Raw genomic sequence first — 22,203 nt, forward strand, 5'->3', positions numbered from 1 at the left:
GCGGTGGCGCTCTGTATGAGCGCCACCGCCCAAGCCGAGGTGTGCGCCCAGGACGATCTTGATCGCCAGGTGTGTTTGAGCGCACCGGCCGAGCGAATCGCCGCGCTTTCACCGGGGGCGACGGAGCTCGTTTTTGCGGCCGGGGCCGGCGAGCAGGTGGTGGCGGTGGTGTCGTTTAGTGACTACCCGCCCGAGGCCCAGGAGGTCACCTCGGTGGGCAGCCACACCCGGCTGGATCTGGAAGCGCTGGTGGAGCTGGCGCCGGACCTGGTGATCGGCTGGGTGACCGGCAACCCCGCCGAGCAGCTCGACACGTTGGAAGCGCTGGGTATGGCGGTGTTTTATATCGAGCCGCGCAGCGTGGAAGGGGTCGCCAGCGCCATCGAGCGCCTCGCCGCGCTTTCCGGCACCGACGCCGAGGGCGAGCAAATCGCCCAGCGCTTTCGCGACGAAATGGCGACCCTTGAAGCGCAGTACGCCAACCAGCGCCCGGTCGATACCTTCTATCAGGTGTGGGACGCGCCGCTTATGAGCGTGAACGACGAGCACCTGATCGGCCAGGTGATTCGCCTGTGCGGCGGGCGCAACGTGTTTGGAAGCCAGCCCCGGCTGGTGCCGCGCCTGGACGACGAGGCGGTACTCGCCGCTAACCCGGCGGTGATCCTGGCCGGCGGCATGGGCGAGGAAAACCGCCACTGGCTGACCCACTGGGAGCAGTACCCCAATCTCGAGGCGGTCGCCCATGACCGGCTCTATTTCGTGCCGCCTTCGCTGATTCAACGCCCCACGCCGCGCCTGGCCGAAGGTGCGCGCCTTCTATGCGAGCACCTGGCCACCGCCCGCACCGAGGCGGCGCCTTGAGCGTAAGCCATTTGAAAGCCTGGCCTGCTGTGCTGCTGGGCTTGGCCGTGCTGGCGCTGGGGCTGGCGCTCGTCAGCGGCAGCGCATCGTTAGGGGTAAGCGAGCTTTTAAAGGTTTTAACCGGCGGGGGCGAGGCGCTCTCGCGCACCCTGGTGCTGGATTTACGCCTGCCCCGGGCGTTCTCCGCCTTCGCGGTAGGCGGGCTTTTGGCCGTGGCCGGGGCGCTGATGCAGGTGCTTTTACGCAACCCCCTGGCGGACCCGTACGTGCTGGGGCTTTCCGGCGGGGCGAGCATTGGCGCGCTGGGCGCGATGCTCGCGGGTATCAGCGGCTTGCTGGTCACGGGCTCCGCGTTTGTCGGCGCGCTGATCTCCACGCTTTTGGTATTTGGCTTGGCCCAGGGGCGCGGTGGCTGGACCCCGGCACGGCTTTTGCTGACCGGCGTGGTCGTGGCCTCGGGCTGGGGCGCGGTGATTACGCTGATGCTCGCGATGAGCCCCGCCGAGCGCCTGCCCGGCATGCTCTACTGGCTGATGGGCGATCTCGCCTACGCGCGAACGCCCTGGCCGCCGCTTGCGGTATTGCTGGCTACCTGCGTGCTTTTATGGCCGCTGGGCAGAAGCCTGAACGTGCTGGCCCGCGGCCCACACCAGGCCGCCGCCCTGGGGGTGGCGGTGCGCCCGCTGGAGTGGGGCATTTACGTGCTGGCAAGCCTGCTGACGGCGGTGGCGGTAACCACCGCGGGCAGCATTGGTTTCGTGGGCCTGGTGGTGCCGCACATGCTGCGCCTGGTGCTGGGCAACGACCAGCGCCGGATTCTCCCCGCCTGCGCGCTGGCCGGCGGCACGCTGCTGGTACTGGCGGATACGCTCGCGCGCACGCTGATCGCCCCGGAGCAGCTGCCCGTGGGTGTGATCACCGCGCTTTTGGGCGTGCCGACCTTTTTGCTGCTGCTGTACCGGAGCCGCCCATGAGCACCTTGAGCGCGAAGGGGCTGGTGCTCGAGATTCCGGGCCGGGTAAGCGGGCAGCCCATCGATGTGAGGGTGGCACCCGGCCAGGTGTGGGGCGTGCTCGGGCCTAATGGGGCGGGCAAAACCACGCTCTTGCATACGCTCGCCGGGCTGAACGCGCCGCGGGCGGGTCACGTCGAGCTTGACGGCGCGCCACTTGGCTCGTTCAAGCGCCGCCGTATCGCCAGGCGGCTGGGGCTGGTATTTCAGGAGCGCATGGACGGCTTTCCCGCCACGGTACAAGAGAGCGTGATGATGGGCCGCCACCCATATCTTTCGCTTTGGCAGCGCGAGGGTCATGAAGATATCGAGCGCCTGAAGGCGGCGCTGGCGCAGCTCGATTTGAGCGCGCTCGAAAAGCGGCTGATCACCACGCTCTCCGGCGGGGAGCGCCAGCGGGTGGCGCTGGCCACGGTGCTGACCCAGAACCCGGCGGTGTGGCTTTTGGACGAGCCGACCAACCACCTGGACCTTCACCACCAGAGCGCGGTAATGGGACTGTTGACCGAGCAGGCCCAAGCGGGGAAGGCGGTGATGATGTGCCTGCACGACCTCAACCTGGCCACCCGTTGGTGCAGCCATTTACTCCTTTTATACCCGGATGGCGAGGTCAACGCCGGGCCGCGCAATGAGGTACTCGAGCTCGACGCCCTGGAGCGGCTCTACCGCCAGCGGCTCAGCGTAGCCGAGATCGACGGCGCGCCGGTGTATATGCCGCGGGTGGTGCCAACCTGTCAATCACGCAACGAGCCGAGGAGAGACCATGAGTGACGAGGGGCACGCCCAGCGCATGCAGCGCAAGAAGGCCGTGGTGGACGAGCGGATCGCTCGCGCCGACCAGCAGCGCGGCGTATTGATCCTGTTGAAGGGCAATGGCAAGGGCAAAAGCAGCTCTGCCTTGGGCACCCTGGCCCGCTCACTCGGCCACGGCCAGCGCTGCGCGGTTATACAGTTCATTAAGGGCCGCCGAGAAACCGGCGAGTACCTGTTCTTTCGTGATCACCCGCGGCTCGACTGGCACATCATGGGCCAGGGTTTCACTTGGGAGACCCAGGACCGTACCCAGGACATTCAGGCCGCCGAAGCCGCCTGGGGTATCGCCCAGGGACTTCTGGAGAACCCGGATTTTGAGTTGATCGTGCTCGACGAGATGAGCTACATGTTCAAGTACGGCTACCTGGACGTGGCGCCGGTGGTCGAGGCGCTCGAGCGCCGGCCCGCCCATCAGAACGTGATCATTACCGGGCGCACCATGGCCACTCCGCTTCAGGCGATAGCCGACACCATCAGCCAGGTGGAGGACGAGCGCCACGCCTTTCGCGCCGGCGTGAAAGCGCAAGCGGGCATCGAGTACTGATGGGCGCCGCTGTCTGCCCGGCGGTGCTGATCGCTGCCCCGGCATCGAGCCAGGGCAAGACCACCCTGACCGCCGCCCTGGCGCGCCAACTGGTGAACCAGGGCAAGGTGGTGCGGGTATTCAAGACCGGCCCGGACTACCTGGACCCGCAAATTCTTGCTCAAGCTGCGCGCCGCCCGGCGGAGCAGCTCGACCTCTGGATGATGGGCGAAACCGAGTGCCGCCAGCGGCTCTACGACGCCGCGGTCGAGGCGGATCTCATCCTCATCGAGGGCGTGATGGGGCTATTCGACGGCGAGCCTTCGAGTGCCGACCTGGCGGCGCTGTTCGATATTCCCCTGGCGGTGGTGATGGACGTGAAGGGCATGGCGCAGACCGCCGGCGCGCTGATGGCGGGGCTTGCCAGTGCCCGCGACGATATCCGCTTCGCCGGGCTGATCGCCAACCACTGCAACAGCCAGCGCCACCGGGAGTTGATCGAGCATTCGCTTTCGCCCGCCACGCCGCTACTGGCCGCCATACCGCGTGATTCCACCCTGCAGCTCCCGGTGCGCCACCTGGGGCTGGTACAACCGGACGAAAACCGGTCCGACATGGAGCAGCGACTCGAAGCCGGGGCCCGCGCCATCGCCGAAAGCGGCCTCGCCCAGGCGCTACTCGCCCAGCCCCCGGTAGCGTTCAGCGCGCCCATTCACGCGGGCACCGAGCCCCCGGTGGTACTGGCCGGGCGTACCATCGGCATCGCCCGGGACGCCGCCTTCAGCTTCATCTACCCGGCCAACCTGGAAGCGCTGACCCGGATGGGCGCTTCGCTTCGCTTTTTCTCACCGCTTGAGGATACCCGCCTGCCGGAATGCAACGCCCTATGGCTACCCGGCGGCTACCCGGAGCTTCACAGCCAGCGTTTGGCCGACAACATATCGCTCAAGGCGGAGTTGAAGCGCTTTTTCGAGCAGGACCGCCCCATACTCGCCGAGTGCGGCGGCATGCTCTACTGCATGCAAACCCTGGCGGGCCTCGGGCAGTCATCCCAGCCTATGCTCGGCCTGCTGTCCGGCCACGGCATCATGCGCGACAGGGGCGGCTGCCAGGGTATGCAGACCGCCGTGCTTCCCGAAGGCGAGATTCGCGGCCACGCCCACCACCGCTCCCGAGTGGAAGGCGCGCCCATGCCCGTGGCGGCCGCCCAACGCCAACGCCACCCGGCCCTGGGCGAGCCCATCTATCGCGAGCGCGGGCTAACGGCCACCTACCTTCACCTCTATTTTCCCAATAACCCTGCCGCCATCGCGAGGCTCCTGGGCGGGGCAGAGTAGGGGAGAGCCACCGGCGGCCTTCGCCGGTATGAAAGTGGAAGGTTTTTCCATAAAATAAGAGCTCCTTCCCAAACCCTTCCAGGGAGCACTCATGAGCTTTTACGTCTACCTCTCCGGCGAGATCCACACCGACTGGCGCGACGAGATTCAGCGCGGCGCCGACGCGGCGGGACTCGACATCGTCTTCACCGCCCCGGTCACCGACCACGACGCCAGTGACGCAGCCGGCGACCACCTGGGCAAGCCGGAAACCGGCTTCTGGCGCGATCACCAGTCGTCGAAAGTCAACGCCATCCGCACCCGCACGATGATCGAGCAGGCTGATTTGGTCGTCGTGCGCTTTGGCGACAAGTACAAACAGTGGAACGCCGCGTTTGACGCGGGCTACTGCTCGGCACTCGCCAAGCCCTACATCACGCTGCACGCAGAGGATATCGTTCATCCGCTGAAGGAAGTGGATGCCGGAGCGCAAGCCTGGTGCACCACCACCGAGCAGGTTGTGGAAACGCTAAAATACGTGCTGAAAGACTAAGCAGCCAGCGCCTCCCGCAACCGCACACCGCTAAGGTCTTGTGGGAGGGCGCTTAAGCGCGCGAATACTCAGCCACATAAGTAATTCAGCCACCCCGTAGCGCGGCGTAACGATTTGGCGAGGCACGAGCCAATGAGGCACCCGCGAAGCGTAGCGCCAGCTGCCCCGATACCGCCACAGACCACACTTACCGCAATCCCCCGTCATCCCTCCCAAAGCATCACCTACCTGAATTTCACGCAGGCCTATGACCTATTGCTGACCACTGTCATGAAATTACCACGTGACCGAAGGTGAATTTGTGAATAGAGTATGATTGAAATGAGCAAAACGAGCGGCACGCGAATAATTAATATGCTGCCTAATAGTTTTGAGAAGCTATTTGAAACAGTGAGTTATGATTTTTATTGAAGCTGTATAGCATCCATGAATGTGCTGGCGCGTTTATTGATGTTATGCAGCCGGCTATATAATCACTGTTAGGCGAAAACCCACCGTCCGAAGTGGCATGGACGAAATTTAGAGGCTACCGTGAATACCATTCTCTTGGTTGCAGTTATTATTCTAGCAGCAGTGTTTATTTTATTTTTTTTACTTCGCCGTAAAAATGCGAATGATTCCGCCGGCATAATTTCGCCGGAATGTGCCGACCTTACATCAGATAAAACCTTAGGAATGATAAGTGATCCTGGGTACAGTCTCACAATATTCGATGACAACGGGCTCAAAGTGCTTGAGTCAAGAGAGATAGAAAAAATACCAGCGCGGGCTTATATGGTTGATTCATCAAGTAGCGCAATTGATCGTGTCAAGCACCTTTCAGCCGATCTATTTAAAGGTGCGGGTAGCATTCCAAACAAGACTGTAGAAGTGATTTTCAAGCCTGAGATCCATCGAGGTTTAGTTGATGGAACGTACACTTTGATGAAAACAAAAACAGGAGAAGTCCTGGCAGATGCGGTTGATGCGTCAAATAAATTAGTCGGAAAAGCTCGCTTAATTCAAGGTGGAAAGGCGAAGCAAATTGCCGGAGGCGCCTTTCAGCTTGTAAGCATTGCCGTTGCTCAGTCACACTTAGCAGACATTGAAAGAAGTTTAAGCGCCGTCAAAGGCTCAATATACGAGATTCTTGAAAGGCAAGAGAATGAAGACAAGGCAAGGATTACTGGTGCATTTGACTATTTACGCGAAATCGCCGCGCACATGAAAGAATTGCGTTGTCCTGATGAGCTACCCCAACAAAAGAGGAATGCGATTGAAGGGATCATCAAGGACTCATACTCTTGGCGCAACAAGCTAGAAGAAGACATGATGTCATTAGTCAATCAAATATCAAGCCTCACCGATCTAGATACTTTCGGAACTGGTGATACATTTGAAAGGTTGAAAAGCTTAATCGAGAGGATACGGCCGCTCTTGAAACGACGCGAGCTGTTCCTTAATCTTGCTTCAGCTATAAGCTTTGTTACAGCTTATCTTGATCCTGCAAGACGCGATTATTCTAGGGTTAACGTCAACGAGGGGCGTTGGGCAGACCTGATCGACCAATTCAAAAATTCTGTTCTTAGTCGAGAATCTGCGCTCATGGGAACATCTTTCTGGAATTCAAATGAAACTTTACACTTGCGCAAAGATAAGCTTAGAGCATTGTCTTCTGATTACCATAGATCTGGAAATGATCAGCAAATCGAGTACTTAGCATTGCAAAGTTCACTTGCAGAGAGCATGTCTCGGTTTATTGACTCTAGCGGTAATGTGCGCATTGCAATCTCATATGATGATCAGGGGAACGTTGGCGGCGCAGCGATACTTTAGCGCGACTTTTCGAATTTCGCCTAATTATTCATTCAAGCCGACGCCGCCTCGCGGCGCGGCTGAGTTCATGCGTTAGCGAGTCACTGTGAGGAGCGACTTTTTTGGATTTTAGTAAATATACAGATTGGCTAAAGCTTCCAACAAAAACCTTGGCAGCGCTTTGCATTGTCGCTGGTATCCTTCTTTTCTCTGGTGACGAGCTTCTTTCTACAATTGGCCTTTCAGGTATAGTAAACGCTTATCGCGGGTACATCGGAGGTGCATTCTTAATCACCCTCGCTCTAGTGGTGGTTAATACGATATCTTCCATTTGGAGGTTCTCTAAGCCTTGGGTCGTCCAAGAGTATTGGATCTGGCAAGGTAAGAAACGTCTTAAGTCTCTTACCCCTGATGAGAAAGCGATATTGCGATTTTACATCGAAAACCAAACCAGAAGCCAAAGCCTGGATATAAAAAGTGGTACCGTTAACTCCCTGGCAAAAGAGAGGATAATTTACCGAGGAAGTAGCCTGGGGACAATGCATGGCTTCGATTATATTATTCAGCCATGGTCATGGACGTTTCTTAATAAACATCCTGAGCTGCTAGACATTAGTGGCAAATAAGGCGCTAACAATCCAAGGCAGTGGGAAATATTTTGTTACGCTGCGCTCAAAACACAAAATATTCCCCTGCTTGGGGCGTTAGGCTGCGTTTCCGTTCGGGATTGGAATGAAGACTTCTTGCATCGATAGTTGGGGGGTAGCATGGATTCTCGAGATTTGGTGAATGAGCTGCGGCGACGTTATAAAGAGCCAAACAATCGACTTTTGGCAGAACATCTAGGCATTTCTTACGAAACCATCAACAAATGGCACAGTTCACCCGTAGAGCTAACGGTGAAGCAGGTGTGTAACCTAGTCAACAAGGCGAAGCAGGCTGGAACGCGCGAAGCTCACTTGTCCTCCATTCGCCCGATTGTCGAGTACTACCCGATCGAGGCTAGTGAATCGCGGCAGGGGGCTGCTTGGGAGTTGTTCGATTCAGAGCTGTCAGGAAATAAACGACAGGAGAAGTTGAAGGAGGTTCTGAGAACCTCCAATGGCGTTTACGTTTTTTATGATTCACGCGGCACGCCTTTGTACGTTGGTAAGGCGAAAGATCAGAGTCTCTGGGACGAAATGAAGAGCGCGTTCAATCGGGATCGACAAACGCAGAAAATACGCACGGTCCCTCATCCTTATACAGGAACCGGCTTCAGTCCCGCGTATGAGTCGCCACGGAAGATCGAGTGGACGCATCTCCAATTATGTGATCTGGCGACGTATTTCTCGGCCTATGAGGCGCACGCTGACATGATCAACAGGGTTGAGGCCCTTTTGATTAGGGCGTTTGCGAACGGTATCCTGAATTCTCGTATGGAGACGTTTCCATAGGTGCCATAGACTATGCCTGACTTTATGTCGGTGATATGAACAAGCATGTGCTTAGGCCAGCATAAACGAGAGCCCAACGAGGCGCTTCAGCCGACGGCTTCGCCGCGGCTGAGCTGGAACGTTAGAGGGGGAAATTCATCTACATGGAAGCGTATTGTTGGCCGCTTATAGCTCTGATTTTTCTATTAGTTTTCGGGAGAATCCTGATCCCTTGGCAGGCTAGCTCTACTAAAGATAAAGGACATGATACAAGTGGCCATAGTAGACGTGTTTACACTGATTACGATCTATACATAAAAGTGATGATTGCTTTGATTGATCTGCCCCGCTAAAAACGGACACTCGGTTAAGCACTGTCGGACTGCCCTGTGTTCTCCGGACACTTCTAGCCTATTATTTGAGCATAGGAGGGAGTGATGAGTAACCAACGATATTCACCCGAATTCAAAGACGAAGCGGTCCGGCAGATCGTCGAAAGGGGATACCCGGTAAGCGAGGTATCGAAACGACTCGGCGTCTCTGCCCACAGCCTTCACAAATGGGTTAAGGCCATTAAACCGAGTAAATCCGATGAACAGGTCTCAGAGCTCAACAACGCAAAGAAGCAAATTCTGAAACTGCGCGCCCAGCTCCGACGAACCGAGGAGGAGCGAGATATCTTAAAAAAGGCCGCTCGGTACTTCGCAAGCCAGCCCGAGTGAAGTACCGGTTTGTTGCAGACCACAGTGACGAGTTCCCGGTGCGTACCATGTGCAACCTGCTTGATATCTCGCGAAGCGGCTATTACGAATGGCGTTTCCGGCCCTTGTCCGACAGGGCTATCGAAGATGCTCGGCTGCTGCCTTTGATACATGCTTCTTACGGTGCCAGCTTTGGCGTCTACGGCTATCGTCGAATATCAATGGACCTGAAGGAGGTTGGTGAAACGTGCGGTAAGCACAAAGTCTATCGCATCATGAAAGCCCACAATATCAAAGCGATACATGGTTATAAAAAACCAGTAGTTGTGAACGGCCGCCCATCGATCCTGGCGCCTAATACGCTTAACCGGGAGTTCAAGGTGAGCACACCCAACACCGTTTGGGTAACCGACATTACCTACATCAGGACATGGCAAGGATGGCTGTACCTGGCGGTTGTTTGGGATCTGTTCTCGCGCAGAGTAGTAGGTTGGTCCATGAAGCCGACGCTAGCACGCGAGATCGTTTTAGACGCACTCATGATGGCTGTCTGGCGTCGCAAGCCTCGTAGCAGGGTACTGGTTCACTCAGATCAAGGGTCTCAGTATGGAAGCGACGACTGGAGACGATTCTGTCTTCACCACAATCTTGAACCCAGTATGAGTCGGCGCGGCAATTGCTGGGACAATGCTGTTGCGGAGTCATTTTTTAGTAGTTTGAAAAAAGAGCGAATTAAAAAGCGCATCTACAAAACCAGAGACCTGGCTCGAGCAGATATCTTCGATTACATCGAAGTATTCTATAATCGAAATCGGCGCCACAGCCATCTGGGCGGTTTGAGCCCAGAGGCCTTCGAGGCTGCCTCAGCGTGAGGCTTCTGAAGTGTCCATAAAGCCGGGGCATTCCAAACCTATCCAAGGCCAGAAGCGCATACCCTGCGCGAACTGATCAAAGTGTTCAGAAAGTTGAGGGACCTGGCTTTAGATTTTGAGCGAGCAGCCAGATAAAAAGTGCTAACAAGGCGCTGCTTTCTGAAAAAATTTCCGCTGCCTACAAGTTTGCCGCAGAGCGCGACATTAGCAGTTGATGGAGTATCAAATGAAGCCACCGCTAAAGATCTTGCTGCTCATGGAAGTAATAATCTGCTTTGGCCCGGCATTGTTGATATTGGTTATGGGGTTTGTCGTTATTCCGGTAGCATTTCAGTCTCTGGTTGATGGACATGCGACTGGTGCCTATATACTAGCTATGCTTATCGGTGGTTGTTTCGGTATGGCTGCGCTAATTTCGCTGGTGGTTAAGATATTGGAGCCTGACTTGCGCACTTTATTGCCCAGAAAAATATTGCTGTTTATGTCTTTCGGCATGTTGGCTCTTATAGGCTTCTTGATCATGGCTGGCAAGGGAGGCGTTAGTTGGCAACTGGGTATAGCGTCTTTGCCCCTTGTCGCATCAATTCACCTTATATATGTGGGGCGTGGTTATGTTTTTGGTAAAAACTGCTAACAAAACGCAACAATACGCGGCCGCTGAACGTCCCTGACGAGCCGCTACTGTGCTTCGCATTGAGGCTTTAAAAACTTCACTGATGCCCATGTTTTGATAGGATCTAGAAAACAGACGAGGAGTGGTCAGCATACCGCGCTTCAAAGCTTATAACTGCGATCAGAACGCCGCGGTGGTGCTCAACTACCAAAGCCAGCAAAAGTAAAAGTCAGTAGCAGCTTTACTGCTGAGTGCACATTATTGAGAAATTGCCGAATTAGGGCCACATGACAGTGTCCTAAAGGACTAAGAACGGGATGGGTTGTTTCATAAATACGTCATATTCATGCTAGATGGTAGTAGACCTTTAACTATTGACTGAATATTTATATTGATATTTTTCAGCCAAGTGGCTGGCTAGATAAAAGATATAGAATAACAGGTGGTAAGTGTTGCTCGAAATCGAGTTTTTCTATAGCCTTTATAAGGATAATGTATGGCATTAATATCTAGTGATTACATAAATCTAAATATTAGATACGATTTATCTGATAAAGTATGCGGGAAAGTAGAATCAATCTACTCCTCGATGGAGGAGTGGGTTGGTTTTGGTGATGTGGTGCATGGTTTTAAAGGCATGCCGTATTGATTCAGCTTTGACCACAGCGAAAAATCTATTTCTGCATCGGTCGAACCATCAGGACTTCAGCTTTATGCTACCAATATAGATGAAACTGAACGGTAAAGTTGGCTTAGAAAGGTTAAATCGGTAGCAACAGATGTGTTGGGGAACTTGAACTAGGTGAAGTTGATTACGAAATAAAGTGGTTAAAGTAGTGCTCTTAAAAAAGAATTGTTATTCAGCCCCATAATCCCTGCTTCGCAAGTGGGCTTCTGGCTCGTAAACTAGCCGCAAAATAACGGCGTTAAGTATCGATATGACATCCAGCAATCCAATAGATCTTAAGTTTAGTAAACAGAATCTTGTCACTTTGCTGAAGCATGGTTTGAAGCCTGACGAATCACCATATACCCACAAGCAGATAGCTGAATGGGCCGAGCGCTTTTGGAACACGTTTAGTGAGGTTGATGCCGCCGATGAAATTGAGAATATCATGCCGATACTGGCCGACATCGAAACCCAGCGGGATTTATACCTTGCCAGTATTTCCTCTAGCGAAGGGATTGGTCAAGACGAGCTTGACGAGGTGCGGTTGCCCACGAAGTGGTTCGAAACTTGGGCGTCGGAGGTCGAGAGTGTTTAACAATACGCAGCATCGGACGCTACGCCCGTGACGCTTATATGCTTCTCGCTCAAAGTCCGGAAGGTTAAGTTTGAAAAGGACTGGATATGAAAACTTCTCAGTGCGATGAGTGTGCTAGCAACTACTTTTATTTGTCTTCAGAAATGAAAGGCCTGTGTCCAGAATGCGCACACCATTTATACGGGTACCAAGCATGCGACCACAAGTTTGCTGGGCAACGCTGTGTTAAGTGCCACTGGGATGGTTCTTCATCACCGTTTGTGGAAAAGCTTAGAAAGGAGAGAGGAAGGTGACATCGTATTTTAACTATTCATTTAATTACGTTACGATCCTAGCGGGCCTCCCACGGACTGCTTTTGCGCCGCGGTAAGCCTCTGATCCGGTCGCTTAATATCGGCATCAAGAGTACATCACAGTGCACGATTACCCCCCCGACTCGAATACATCATGTCTTGCTACTACCACCAAAATTGGATACGTGATGTGGGCAGTTCGGATGAAAGGGTTTTGTGGAAATTTTACTTTGATGAAGAAGGGCTCGTTCGAGACAACGAGCTGGAACGTGACATCGAAGACCTTCTGCTGACAAATGAGAACACGATTTACCAAAAATTACTTGAGTATCAAAGCATGGGCAGGATTTGGAAAAGCCCTCAAGACGCCAGAGAGTGGCTTAAGGAGCTGTACCTATATGTAAGTTCGAAAAAGATCTAGATAACCGGTAAAGGGGTTGTTAGCTCTAATACGTGGCTCACTATATTTTGGATAGGTATAAAAAATTATACCCAAAGCTTGGTTCGACGAATGATTGATACGGGGCTAAAAAACTCAGGCACAGCAACACTTTGCATTGCGGCTTCGTCTCCATTCCGCAGCCGCGCGTACTGGGAGACAATAGCATCTATGGAGTGTTCAATGGAAAAGTATGAAAATGTGATTAGCCAGCATCTTAATCAATACAGCAATAGGTGCATTTCAATATTGGTACGCTTCATCGAAGCTTATGAGAAAGAATTGAGTGAGTGCGAGTTAACTTTGGAGTGTATCTGCGAAGTCTATGACAAATTTTCCCTGTCACTAACTTTTTTGAATTTTCCTGATATGGCGAATTATGGCCAAATTCTTGAGGATAATGATAAAGATTTTATGCGTAAGCCACAATTCATGAAAACGTCCTATAGAGATTGGCTCCAGAAGGAAATCAGAGAATATATCATTGAGAATGATGTTGATGAGGATGAATCCGAGGCATATGACGAAATTATGTCACTTGTGGTACCGAAATGGTTAAGAGAATGTTGGTTGCAAGCAAATAAGCAAAAGGGAACTGCATATAATTTGTTCTATTTTGTTCACCGTTATTTTAATGAGAAACCTATTAACCTACTAAATAATGAGGGCGTTTGGCTTGAAAATATTGCAGAGCAATGCTAATAAGCGCTTCGCTAAATTTATTCAAGCCGGTACCGCTTTTCGGCGCGGCTTAATTGAAGCGTGAAATGATTATAAGCGAGATATACCTCAGCAACCCCACAAATCGCGACTTTGCGAACCTCGAAGGAAGAGCGATGGGTGTTATTCGAACCAACGGATCAAATTTCGAGCTCACCAATGCTTCCTTGAAGAGCATTTCAAAGATAATTGGCCTTTGAGAGCTTGATTTAGAATGGGCAACAGGGATTAATGACACAGGTCTACAATGGCTTCATAACCTCTGTTACTTGGAATACGTTGATTTATCTTTCTGCCATTGGGTAAATGATGCCGGTATCAGTGACTTGCGGGCAGTGTTACCCAGGTGCAAGGTTGGTAGATAATCAGGCGATACGACGACTGATTTCCACCTCTTAGCGGCTCCAAACCGGTTAATTTCGGGCTTTGACCCGGTATCGACGTCCAGGAGGAGTACATCGTTGAGAGTAGATCAAATGTCTTCTTCAAAAGTGCCGATGTACACCGCCATGATGCCCCGAGTACCCTTCAATCGCTTTGCACCCGTTCATGACGCTACCCTTGCTTTTTATTCATCGCCTGAGTAAACAGAAATGACGTTAACCCAAGAGACTGAATCCAGAATCATCGAAATGGCCTCGGAAGACCGCACGCCGTTTGAAGCCATAGAGCTGTAGTTTGGCTTGAGTGAGCCTGACGTCATTGCCTTCATGCGCCGCCATTTAAAACCCGGTAGCTTCAGGCTTTGGCGTTCTCGGGTTTCCGGCCGAGCCACGAAACATTCAAAGCTGCGTCGTTCGGATTTTATGAGGGACTATTGCCCCACTCAGTATAAGCAGCGCTAAACCAGGGGCGCACATCGCCAATTCAGCATGCAAGGCATTTTGGTGCACACGAGCCGGTCATCTACGTCAGCTGGGCGGTGCTTGATATCCGGTTGTTTGGGAAGCCAATGCTGCGTTCCTGGCTCGTGCCATGATGAGTCGTCATCTCTAATGGTCTATCGGCGTGACGGGTCAAGCTTTCCCGCTAACAAACAGTCCATTCGCTTGTCAGCATCATGCAACACGCCCAGCCGTAACATAAAGCGGTGCTGTGCACTCTCACGATTTTCTAAACATGATGGTTATTCCCCCCATTCAGTTGATTCAAGGCGATACAACGACCCCATGACGAGACAAATTCTAGGTTTAAAAGTCAAAAGGCAGCCAGAAGCCACGCCGACCGATGAGCCTGCCGAGCAGTGCTCCGATGACCCCGAAAAACGTTTTCTAAACGGCGTCGCCATCCATCCTTCCCCGCGCATTGATTTAGAGTCTGGTTCCAGTGAGCGAACCATACGCGCAATGGATTTGATCACGCCCATCGGGATGGGCCAACGCGGGTTGATCGTCGCACCGCCAGGCTCTGGCAAAACGACGATGCTCAAGCATATCTGCCAGGCCGTGGCCGAGGCGCACCCGGCCATCAAGCTGTACGCTTTGCTGATCGATGAGCGTCCGGAAGAAGTGACCGATTTTAAGCGCAGCGTGTCGGCCGAGGTGCATGCCTCTTCCTCTGACGAAAACTACACCCACCACGTGCGCATGGCCGATCAGCTCTTGGCAACAGCGCGCAAGCAAGCGGGCGAAGGCCACGATGTGATGATCGTGATCGACTCGTTAACCAGGCTTTCGCGCGTGCATAACGCCGAGCAGCGGGGCGGCGGGCGTACCATGTCCGGCGGGCTGGATAGCCGGGCGATGGAAATACCCCGAAAGCTGTTTGGTGCGGCGCGAAAGATCGAAAACGGTGGGTCGCTGACGATTCTGGCCACGGTGTTGGTGGATACGGGCAGCCGTATGGATCAGGTGATTTTCGAGGAGTTCAAGGGCACGGGCAATATGGAGCTGGTGTTATCGCGCGACGTGGCCAGCCAACGGATTTTCCCGGCGATCGATATTGCCAAAAGCAGTACCCGCCGGGAAGAGCTGTTGATCGAGGCCAAAGACATTGAAAAAGTACGTACGCTGCGTCGCGCGTTGACCCCGCTTAAGCCAGTCGAAGGCGCGCAGAAGCTGCTTACGCTGTTGGAGAAATACCCCACCAACGCCGAGCTATTGGATGCGTTTTCACCTGCTTGATTTTAGAAGAGGGCGCTGACCGCCACAGGGCTTACTCGGCTTTTGCCAAAGCGGCTTTCATCGCAAAATATCGAGTAGAGAAGCTCACCGTTTATACGTTCAAGCGGTGAGCTTCTTCGTGACGCGTTAGCGTTTGCCTTTTTTCACGTGGTTCAAGTTGGAAGCGGGGACGGTTTTGTTAACCGGGAAGCCTTCGATTTCCCTGCGCTCGATCACCGCGTTCAAGCGCCGCTCGATGGCGCACAGGTTTTTAAAGTCGCTGATGTCGACCAGCGAGATGGCTTCACCCGAGGCGCTCGCCCGGCCGGTGCGGCCAATACGGTGGATGTAGTCTTCCGGCTGAAAAGGCAAGTCGTAGTTCACCACGCGGCTCAGTTCATCGATATCCAGCCCCCGCGCGGCCACGCCGGTGGCGACCAGGTACTTGAGCTCGCCGGATTTGAACTGCGCCAACACGCTTTCGCGCATCGCCTGGCTTCGCCCGCCGTGAATGGAATCCGCCTTGATGCCGCGTTTTTCCAGCTGGGCGACAAGCTTGGCCGCGCTGTGTTTTTTCTCGACGAAAATCAGCGCCTGATCCCACCCGTTCTCGTTGATCAAATGGCTCAGCAGGGCAGACTTGGTGTCCTTATCGACCGTGATGAGCCACTGCTTGATATTGGCGGCGGCGCGAACGCTTGGCGTAATAGAGATATCTGCCGCCAGGTCGGCCATCTTGCTGTCGCTAAAGCCGTAGGCCAGCGCGCGCACGTCACCGCTCATGGTGGCGGAAAACAGCAGGTTCTGACGCTTTTCCGGCAGGCGGACGATGATCTTATGGATATCGTCGACAAAGCCCATGTCGACCATGCGGTCCGCTTCGTCCAACACCAGGGCTTCGAGTTCATCGAAATGCACCGCCCGCTGGTGGGCCAAATCCAGCAGCCGGCCAGGTGTGGCGACCAGAATATCGACCCCTTCGATCAGCCGCTCTTTTTGCGGGGCGGTATCCACCCCGCCGTACACGGCCATGGACGTTAAAGCCAGGTGCCTGGCGTATTGCGCCACGTTGGCTTCGACCTGAATCGCAAGCTCCCGGGTGGGCACCAGTATCAGCGCGCGTATGCGTTTGCCGCGCAGCGGTCCCGCGTTGCTGAACCGTTCAAGCAGCGGCAGCACGAAGGCCCCGGTTTTGCCGGTGCCGGTCTGCGCGGTGGCGATCAGGTCTTTACCCGAGAGAATGGCGGGAATCGCTTGTTCTTGGATGGGCGTGGGCGTTTGGTAACCGAGGTCGGTAATCGCTTGAACCAGCGGGCTGGATAAGCCGAGTTTTGCAAAGGGCATGGGAAGCTCTGACGATGTGTCGTAAAGGGGGCGAAAATAAAAAAGTGGTGCAGTATAACGGAAAAGCCGCTATTCGATATTCAAAGTGTGAAAGGGTAACCTGATTGAAACCAAGCCGCTGATTTACTGGGGGCAGGCTTCATCTTGTTTAGGCAGGTCATCCTTTATGGCCTCTATTTCCAGGTACCTGTTAGCTAGACGCTTTTTCAGCCTGTGGTTTTCAGTTCCAGGTAGCGCCAATGGCCGGCTTTTCGGTATCGCGTGGTTTTTTCCTGGTGAGGCCTTGGCTCGCCAGGGTTAGCTGAAACGCACATGGAACTGACGGTATAAATGGTGGGGGATAGGATATTGGACGAGTTGGCCGATGGTTTTTTAAAAGCGGTGCTCCGCTTGTTCGGCGTCGTGGTGCGCACGCTGATTTGGCTAATCTGGGAGCTGTTTTTTCTGACGCTGGCCTGGTATATCGATTGGCCGATATGTCGAGCGCTCACGCTTAATCACTTTCCCCGGCCATTCATCACGGATGAGGATGAAGCGTCCGATTTAGCGCATACCACGGTATCGTTGGTGGGGCTGATGGCGTTATTAGGGGCAGCCATCGTGATCGCCAAGCTGGTCGGCTCTGGCTGATCTGGCTGGTAGAAAAGGGTGGCAGGCGGGTACAAGAAACGGATGGGGAGTGAGAGTGCAACAAAACGACTATGTTCTGGGCGGCCAGTACGAAGTGATCACTACTCCCCATGAAATGCGTATGTCGCTCTGGGTCTACTCGCCGGTCGTGGTGGAATGCGCCACGCAGAAGGCCGTGCTCGATCTCTCGGGCAGCCGGTGTGATCTGCGCCGGGTCACCGAGGGGAACGGGCGAATCATCATGATGCTTGCGCGCTACCCGGAGGGCGACCGGGAGTACCTCATCGAGGTGGACCCGGCCAACGCGACCGCCGTCGTCGAAGGCGTCGCGCATCCGCTTGCCGATATCGAAACCGCTTTGAGCGCTATCGCCTAACGGTTGTGCCCTTCATTACCAGCCACAGGCATCACGCACTGGGTCGATCATCGTTTCGATACCTTCGACATTGAAGTACATCGCGATGGGCTCGCCCTCGGTCGGGGTGACGGTCATGCTCAGCGTTTGCGTACCGAACAGGCTTTCAATGAAGGCAGTGGCGTCTTCACTTTCCCAGAAGCCTACCGCGTGGCCGTCATCGATGGCTTCCATCGCGTAGCTCTCGGGTTCGTGGTCGTCCAGCTGTAGCGTAACGTCGTCGTATTCGTAGGTACCGCTTTCGTCCTGATCGAACAGGTTGAAGTAGGCAACGGTAGTGTCCTCGAAGCAGCGAAAAACGACCGTGGGCACCGCGAGCCCGGTAGCATGGGTTTTGAGCACGACGAAGTGTAAATCCAGCTCGTCGTCATGGTGCTCTTCCGTTTCCCATTGCGACGTGGCGGGGGCGTCTTGGGCCAGGCCCATACCGGGTAAAAGGAGGAACATGGCCAGCAGCAATGTCTTGTCGATGTTCATTCTCTATCCTTTGAAAACTTTTTTGCGAACCTGGGTCTTTCACCGCTCGTGCGAGACAAACGATAGCATGTTGAGCGCCGAGGGGGCTGTTGCGTTCGAAAAACGCGTCATGGCGTATAGTCATCCGAACCCATTCGATGACAAGGTTATGTGAGGTAGCGCCACACCAGGTTTAACCCTCGCCAAAATGATGTGCCGCACGTGCTATTCAGCCGTGGGTGCGGCGTTAGCTTGAAAAGGAGGCATGAATGTCGCAAGCGCTTTTTTCACCGGTCATCGAAACCGAGCGCTTAACGCTGAAGCCCTTGGTCGCTGATGATGCCGATAGCCTGCTGGATATTTTCTCCGACCCCGAGGTGATGCGGTACTGGAATACGCCGCCCTGGTCCTCACGTCAGCACGCGCTTGATTTTATCGATGACGCGAATGCTTCGATGCAACGCGAAGAGTTAATCACACTGGGCGTGTATATGAAGGCGACAGGCGTGCTGGTGGGCAAGTGCATGCTATTTGATTGCCACAAGACGTCCAAACGGGCCGAGATCGGTTTTGGATTGGGCCGCTCCTACTGGGGAAAAGGGTATATCAACGAGGCGGCACAAGCGCTGATTCATTACGGATTTGAGACCCTGGGGCTTCGCCGCATTGAAGCGGAAATCGATCCAGCCAATCAGGCTTCAGCGAAAGCGTTGGAGAAGCTTGGCTTCTCGAGAGAAGGCCTTTTAAGGCAGCGTTGGGAAATCAATGGGCGCGTCTCGGATTCGGCCCTGTATGGAAGGCTGGCAAGCGATAAGGGATAACGAACGGCTAATACTCGAAGCGTTGTACTTGCTCGAAACGGAAAGCGCGCTGCGCCTCTATGAATCACTCAAATATCAAGGTTCGAACCAATGATCACTTGCCACGTGAAGTACGTCATCGATCCCAAAAAGGTCAATGAATTCGAAAAATACGCCAGAATGTGGATCCCGCTGGTCGAGAAATTTGGCGGCCAACACAACGGTTATTACTTGCCGGCGGAAGGGGCCAATAACATTGCGCTGGCCCTGTTCACCTTCGAAAGCCTGGCGGCTTACGAGCAGTATCGGATCGACTCGCTGAACGACCCGGAGTGCATCAAGGCGTTCGAGTTTGCCGAGCAAGTCGATTGCATCGTTAGTTACGAGCGTAGCTTTTTCAGGCCCGTACTGGGGTAGTGGCTAGAAGCTGTTTCTCTTCCGGACGGTTTGAAAAGTGAATAAGTAACTACGACGAAGTGAGGACGGCCTCACCGCTCGATTTTCGTTAGGGGACGGCCCCAGCGTTTGAGAGACGTGCATGAGTTGGATCATTTTGTTTATCGCAGGGCTTCTGGAAGTGGGCTGGGCCATTGGATTGAAGTACTCCGAGGGCTTTACGAAGCTTTGGCCCACCGTTTGGACGCTGTTCTCGCTGGTGGTGAGCTTTCTACTGCTGGGCCTGGCGCTTAAAACCCTGCCCGTGGGTACCGCCTACGCTATCTGGGTGGGTATCGGGGCGGTGGGCACGGCGCTGCTGGGTATCTTCCTGTTCGGTGAGCCTACCGGCACGCTCAAGCTGGTGAGTTTGTCGCTGATCGTGGCCGGTCTTGTCGGGCTCAAGCTTTCCAGTGCCTAAATGGGGCATACGAACGAGCGCGGGAAAGGCGACTCAATCGCTACCGTGCTCCAGCGCATTTGCGTCGATTTCCTGGTAAGCCTGTTCGGAAGAGTCGTGATGCTTTGCGGATTCAAACGTCTTCAGTAGCGACCATTGATAAAGCGGGGTGCCGGGGTGTTGGCTGAACTGGCGCACGCCGTAAATCTCGAACGTAAAAGGCCCGGGCCCGAACAAATCCGCGTTTTCGGTGTGTTTTTTGGCCACCACCAGGAAAACCTCGCCGCCGGACTCGAAAAGGCGATTATCCCGCACCGTAATCGCGCCCGAGAAAATCCGGTGGTCGAGCCAGGTGAACGTATCGCGATCCGCTGCCGGCATGATGCCAAGCTCATCGTTGGGCAGGCGAATGAAGAAGGTGAGCGTATGGTTGCTATAGGACATGTTCCTGTCATATACCGACGCAATGACGTAATCCGGGCGGCCGTTTTGGTTGAGATTGATACGGTTGACGCCTTCGCTTAATTCGATCTGCGAAAAGGCCAGGGCAGGCGTGCTAAAAAGCGCCGCCAGCAGGCAAAGCAGCCGTTTAATCATTGGCCGCTCTGATCAGTCGAAAACCGATATCGGGCATGCCAAACCCCGGCGAATGCACGTCGCAGCCGGATAACACGTCTTTTACGGCTTGCTCAAAACTGCCACCGCAAACGTAATACATGGGCACTCCCTGGGCGTAGTGGTTTCGTTCGTCGATCCACTCCGCCGCGTTACCGCTCATATCGTAAAGTCCCAGCGCATTGGAGTGCAGGGAGGCTACGGGCAGTGTGCCCGAGCCGGAACCCCTCGGTGTGGGGAAATTGGCGACCGCTTCCGGTTGTGGGCTACCGGCATGCGGGTAGCCGTAGGAGCCGTCCGCAAGCCCTTCATGAGCGCCTCTTGCAGCGACATGCCACTCGACCATATCCGGTAAACGGTAGCCGGCTGCTTCAGGCGCTCTTTTTATGGCGGAGCTGTCGTCGCTGTCCGGTATCGCTTTTAGCGGCTCCCCCTCAAAGGTGAGGTAGTAGGGAGACAGCCCCTGGTGCTCGCTTAACGCGTTGGCAAACATCATGGCGTCCCACCAGGTAACATTCACGGCGGGGTGGTGGCCTTCATCCTGATCGTCCGGCCGGCAGCCGCCAGGGGTGGCGCCATTGCAGGCATCGCCCAGTGCGTAACCGTGTTGGAGGGCCCAGGGCTGCACTTGCTTATAGAGCTGGTACGGCACTTCCGTTTTCATTATCCAGAAGGAGGCGGTGGAAAGGTTGGCGTTGTCTGTGTAGTTTTCATCGCCAAATACCGTGCCGACGTAGAAGCTACCGCCATTGACTTTAGCCTCGTCCGGTAAGTGAAGGCTATTCTGTGCAAGCGCCGGTGTGCTCAAAAGAAAGCACAAAATCCCCATGGCATTTTTCAAACCCGTGTCCTCGAAATCAGTACTGCTTAGCCATTTTTAAACATCTTTTTTGAGCCAGTTATCGTATTGATTGATGTTTTTCTTTACAAGAAATAGCTAATACGTTTTCTCACGACAGGCTCACCCGAAGACCACCTGATCTTTTCCACGTGCGCTGTTGGCTTATCAGGTATCCCGAGCTACCGCGCCTATGAAAATGACGGAGGCCGGTTTTTGCGTTTTCGGATGAACGGGCTCGCGCATCTCGAGTAACCGAAAGCCATTATCCGAGAATAGCGTTACCCAGCTTTCCAGCGTTCTAAAGTACCAAGGCGCCGGGTCGCTAAAGTCGGAACCGAAACCCGCCCAGGAACCTTCACGCCAACCATCGGCGTAGGGCGTCACATCGACCGCCACGGGATGCAGCGTTTGCACGATGAAAACGCCCCCGGGAGTCAGAAGCGCGGGGGCGGCGCGCAACAGTGCCTCGACCGATTCCTTACCTAGCAACGAGAAATTGCAAACGACCGCATCGAAGCGTTCCTCGATCGCGCCCGCCGCAATCGCTTCATAGGATGAAACACGAAAGTGCCCATTACCCGCGGCCTGGGCCTTCTCTATGAGCGCGGGCACGACATCGATCCCCACCCGGTGGCCAACGTGGGGCGCGAGTTCACGTACGAGCCACCCTTCACCGCACCCGATATCGAGCATGGATTTGGGAGACCGGTTTAGAACGGCCTCGACGACGGCCTGGTCGGTGACCAGCTTACGGCTTTCGATATGCCCATTGCGTATCACATCGGTCCAGGGTGAGGCGTTCTTCTCCCAAGAATCGACAATTTTTTCATCACTAAAGGGGTTCATGGAGCCATCCATAGGGCGTGGTGTAGATGCATCGAGTGTATCAATAAACTGATTTGGGCAATTAATTTCCCGCAGTCCGCACCTCACAGCCTCATCAATAAGGGCGCATCGCTTTTGCCCAGCTCCAGC

General features: G+C 54.5%; 26 protein-coding genes and 1 pseudogene. 22 read left to right on the forward strand and 5 right to left on the reverse strand.

Features of this window, described 5'->3' with window-relative positions:
* The first annotated feature begins 15 nt into the window (after positions 1 to 15).
* From ACWFVE_RS06335 to rho, 17 genes and pseudogenes are all read left to right on the forward strand, one after another.
* Positions 16 to 861 (forward strand): cobalamin-binding protein, encoded by an 846-nt coding sequence (locus ACWFVE_RS06335; protein ID WP_447528434.1) that lies wholly within the window; start codon positions 16 to 18, stop codon positions 859 to 861.
* Positions 858 to 1,835: a FecCD family ABC transporter permease gene (locus ACWFVE_RS06340; RefSeq protein WP_447528435.1), complete on the forward strand. Its 978-nt coding sequence runs from the start codon at positions 858 to 860 to the stop codon at positions 1,833 to 1,835. The genes ACWFVE_RS06335 and ACWFVE_RS06340 overlap by 4 nt, the downstream gene beginning before the upstream one ends.
* Positions 1,832 to 2,644 (forward strand): ABC transporter ATP-binding protein, encoded by an 813-nt coding sequence (locus ACWFVE_RS06345; RefSeq protein ID WP_447528436.1) that lies wholly within the window; start codon positions 1,832 to 1,834, stop codon positions 2,642 to 2,644. Before ACWFVE_RS06340 ends, ACWFVE_RS06345 begins: the two co-directional genes overlap by 4 nt.
* A complete protein-coding gene (gene cobO, locus ACWFVE_RS06350) occupies positions 2,637 to 3,230 on the forward strand; it encodes a cob(I)yrinic acid a,c-diamide adenosyltransferase (RefSeq protein WP_447528437.1) in 594 nt (197 codons plus the stop codon). Before ACWFVE_RS06345 ends, cobO begins: the two co-directional genes overlap by 8 nt.
* Positions 3,230 to 4,546, forward strand: a complete 1,317-nt coding sequence (locus tag ACWFVE_RS06355; protein ID WP_447528438.1) for a cobyrinate a,c-diamide synthase — start codon at positions 3,230 to 3,232, stop codon at positions 4,544 to 4,546. The genes cobO and ACWFVE_RS06355 overlap by 1 nt, the downstream gene beginning before the upstream one ends.
* A 91-nt stretch (positions 4,547 to 4,637) precedes the next feature.
* Positions 4,638 to 5,078, forward strand: a complete 441-nt coding sequence (locus tag ACWFVE_RS06360) for a YtoQ family protein (RefSeq protein WP_447528439.1) — start codon at positions 4,638 to 4,640, stop codon at positions 5,076 to 5,078.
* A gap of 531 nt (positions 5,079 to 5,609) precedes the next feature.
* The gene (locus ACWFVE_RS06365; protein WP_447528440.1) at positions 5,610 to 6,893 is read left to right on the forward strand and encodes a hypothetical protein; all 1,284 of its coding nucleotides are present in this window, start codon (positions 5,610 to 5,612) and stop codon (positions 6,891 to 6,893) included.
* Positions 6,894 to 6,994: 101 nt separating this feature from the next.
* Positions 6,995 to 7,498: a superinfection exclusion B family protein gene (locus tag ACWFVE_RS06370; protein ID WP_447528441.1), complete on the forward strand. Its 504-nt coding sequence runs from the start codon at positions 6,995 to 6,997 to the stop codon at positions 7,496 to 7,498.
* Between the two features lie 141 nt (positions 7,499 to 7,639).
* A complete protein-coding gene (locus tag ACWFVE_RS06375) occupies positions 7,640 to 8,308 on the forward strand; it encodes a hypothetical protein (RefSeq protein WP_447528442.1) in 669 nt (222 codons plus the stop codon).
* A 416-nt stretch (positions 8,309 to 8,724) separates the two neighbouring features.
* Positions 8,725 to 9,860, forward strand: a protein-coding gene (locus ACWFVE_RS06380) for an IS3 family transposase (protein WP_447528443.1) whose coding sequence is annotated in 2 segments (ribosomal slippage) — positions 8,725 to 8,965 and positions 8,965 to 9,860 — 1,137 coding nt in all. Because the reading frame shifts where the segments join, the coding sequence is not laid out codon by codon here.
* Between the two features lie 226 nt (positions 9,861 to 10,086).
* Positions 10,087 to 10,494 carry a hypothetical protein gene (locus ACWFVE_RS06385; protein ID WP_447528444.1) on the forward strand — a complete coding sequence of 136 codons (408 nt, stop codon included), beginning with the start codon at positions 10,087 to 10,089 and terminating at the stop codon, positions 10,492 to 10,494.
* 475 nt (positions 10,495 to 10,969) lie between these two features.
* On the forward strand, positions 10,970 to 11,122 hold the full coding sequence (locus ACWFVE_RS06390; protein WP_447528445.1) for a hypothetical protein: 153 nt from the start codon (positions 10,970 to 10,972) through the stop codon (positions 11,120 to 11,122).
* Positions 11,123 to 11,411: 289 nt separating this feature from the next.
* Entirely contained in the window at positions 11,412 to 11,738 is a 327-nt protein-coding gene (locus ACWFVE_RS06395) for a hypothetical protein (RefSeq protein ID WP_447528446.1), read from the forward strand.
* A gap of 915 nt (positions 11,739 to 12,653) precedes the next feature.
* Positions 12,654 to 13,172 (forward strand): hypothetical protein, encoded by a 519-nt coding sequence (locus ACWFVE_RS06400; RefSeq protein WP_447528447.1) that lies wholly within the window; start codon positions 12,654 to 12,656, stop codon positions 13,170 to 13,172.
* Positions 13,173 to 13,417: 245 nt separating this feature from the next.
* Entirely contained in the window at positions 13,418 to 13,555 is a 138-nt protein-coding gene (locus ACWFVE_RS06405) for a hypothetical protein (protein WP_447530506.1), read from the forward strand.
* Positions 13,556 to 13,783: 228 nt separating this feature from the next.
* Positions 13,784 to 14,035, forward strand: a pseudogene (locus ACWFVE_RS06410) (TIGR03643 family protein).
* A gap of 324 nt (positions 14,036 to 14,359) precedes the next feature.
* The gene (rho, locus tag ACWFVE_RS06415; RefSeq protein WP_447528448.1) at positions 14,360 to 15,313 is read left to right on the forward strand and encodes a transcription termination factor Rho; all 954 of its coding nucleotides are present in this window, start codon (positions 14,360 to 14,362) and stop codon (positions 15,311 to 15,313) included.
* A gap of 126 nt (positions 15,314 to 15,439) precedes the next feature.
* On the opposite strand, the gene ACWFVE_RS06420 is transcribed toward rho, so the two are convergent.
* Positions 15,440 to 16,636 carry a DEAD/DEAH box helicase gene (locus tag ACWFVE_RS06420; RefSeq protein WP_447528449.1) on the reverse strand — a complete coding sequence of 399 codons (1,197 nt, stop codon included), beginning with the start codon at positions 16,634 to 16,636 and terminating at the stop codon, positions 15,440 to 15,442.
* A gap of 348 nt (positions 16,637 to 16,984) precedes the next feature.
* Between ACWFVE_RS06420 and ACWFVE_RS06425 the strand changes: the two genes are divergently transcribed.
* A complete protein-coding gene (locus ACWFVE_RS06425; protein ID WP_447528450.1) occupies positions 16,985 to 17,266 on the forward strand; it encodes a hypothetical protein in 282 nt (93 codons plus the stop codon).
* Positions 17,267 to 17,321: 55 nt separating this feature from the next.
* On the forward strand, positions 17,322 to 17,642 hold the full coding sequence (locus tag ACWFVE_RS06430; RefSeq protein WP_447528451.1) for a hypothetical protein: 321 nt from the start codon (positions 17,322 to 17,324) through the stop codon (positions 17,640 to 17,642).
* A gap of 15 nt (positions 17,643 to 17,657) precedes the next feature.
* On the opposite strand, the gene ACWFVE_RS06435 is transcribed toward ACWFVE_RS06430, so the two are convergent.
* Complete coding sequence (locus tag ACWFVE_RS06435) at positions 17,658 to 18,158, reverse strand: hypothetical protein (protein WP_447528452.1); 501 nt, start codon at positions 18,156 to 18,158, stop codon at positions 17,658 to 17,660.
* Between the two features lie 248 nt (positions 18,159 to 18,406).
* Here ACWFVE_RS06435 and ACWFVE_RS06440 point away from each other — a divergent pair, with 248 nt between their 5' ends.
* The 3 genes from ACWFVE_RS06440 (at position 18,407) to sugE (ending at position 19,793) form a co-directional block, all read left to right on the forward strand.
* On the forward strand, positions 18,407 to 18,958 hold the full coding sequence (locus ACWFVE_RS06440; protein ID WP_447528453.1) for a GNAT family N-acetyltransferase: 552 nt from the start codon (positions 18,407 to 18,409) through the stop codon (positions 18,956 to 18,958).
* Positions 18,959 to 19,048: 90 nt separating this feature from the next.
* The gene (locus tag ACWFVE_RS06445; protein WP_447528454.1) at positions 19,049 to 19,354 is read left to right on the forward strand and encodes an NIPSNAP family protein; all 306 of its coding nucleotides are present in this window, start codon (positions 19,049 to 19,051) and stop codon (positions 19,352 to 19,354) included.
* A 121-nt stretch (positions 19,355 to 19,475) separates the two neighbouring features.
* On the forward strand, positions 19,476 to 19,793 hold the full coding sequence (gene sugE, locus ACWFVE_RS06450; protein WP_447528455.1) for a quaternary ammonium compound efflux SMR transporter SugE: 318 nt from the start codon (positions 19,476 to 19,478) through the stop codon (positions 19,791 to 19,793).
* A gap of 33 nt (positions 19,794 to 19,826) precedes the next feature.
* On the opposite strand, the gene ACWFVE_RS06455 is transcribed toward sugE, so the two are convergent.
* The 3 genes from ACWFVE_RS06455 to ACWFVE_RS06465 all read right to left on the reverse strand — a co-directional run bounded on the left by ACWFVE_RS06455 (position 19,827) and on the right by ACWFVE_RS06465 (position 22,074).
* Positions 19,827 to 20,369 (reverse strand): carbapenem self-resistance protein CarG family protein, encoded by a 543-nt coding sequence (locus ACWFVE_RS06455; protein WP_447528456.1) that lies wholly within the window; start codon positions 20,367 to 20,369, stop codon positions 19,827 to 19,829.
* Positions 20,362 to 21,228, reverse strand: a complete 867-nt coding sequence (locus ACWFVE_RS06460) for an SUMF1/EgtB/PvdO family nonheme iron enzyme (protein WP_447528457.1) — start codon at positions 21,226 to 21,228, stop codon at positions 20,362 to 20,364. Before ACWFVE_RS06460 ends, ACWFVE_RS06455 begins: the two co-directional genes overlap by 8 nt.
* Positions 21,229 to 21,393: 165 nt before the next feature.
* Positions 21,394 to 22,074, reverse strand: coding sequence for a class I SAM-dependent methyltransferase (locus ACWFVE_RS06465; protein ID WP_447528458.1), 681 nt, complete (start codon positions 22,072 to 22,074; stop codon positions 21,394 to 21,396).
* Positions 22,075 to 22,203 lie beyond the last annotated feature (129 nt).

This window comes from Vreelandella mediterranea (assembly GCF_970647075.1).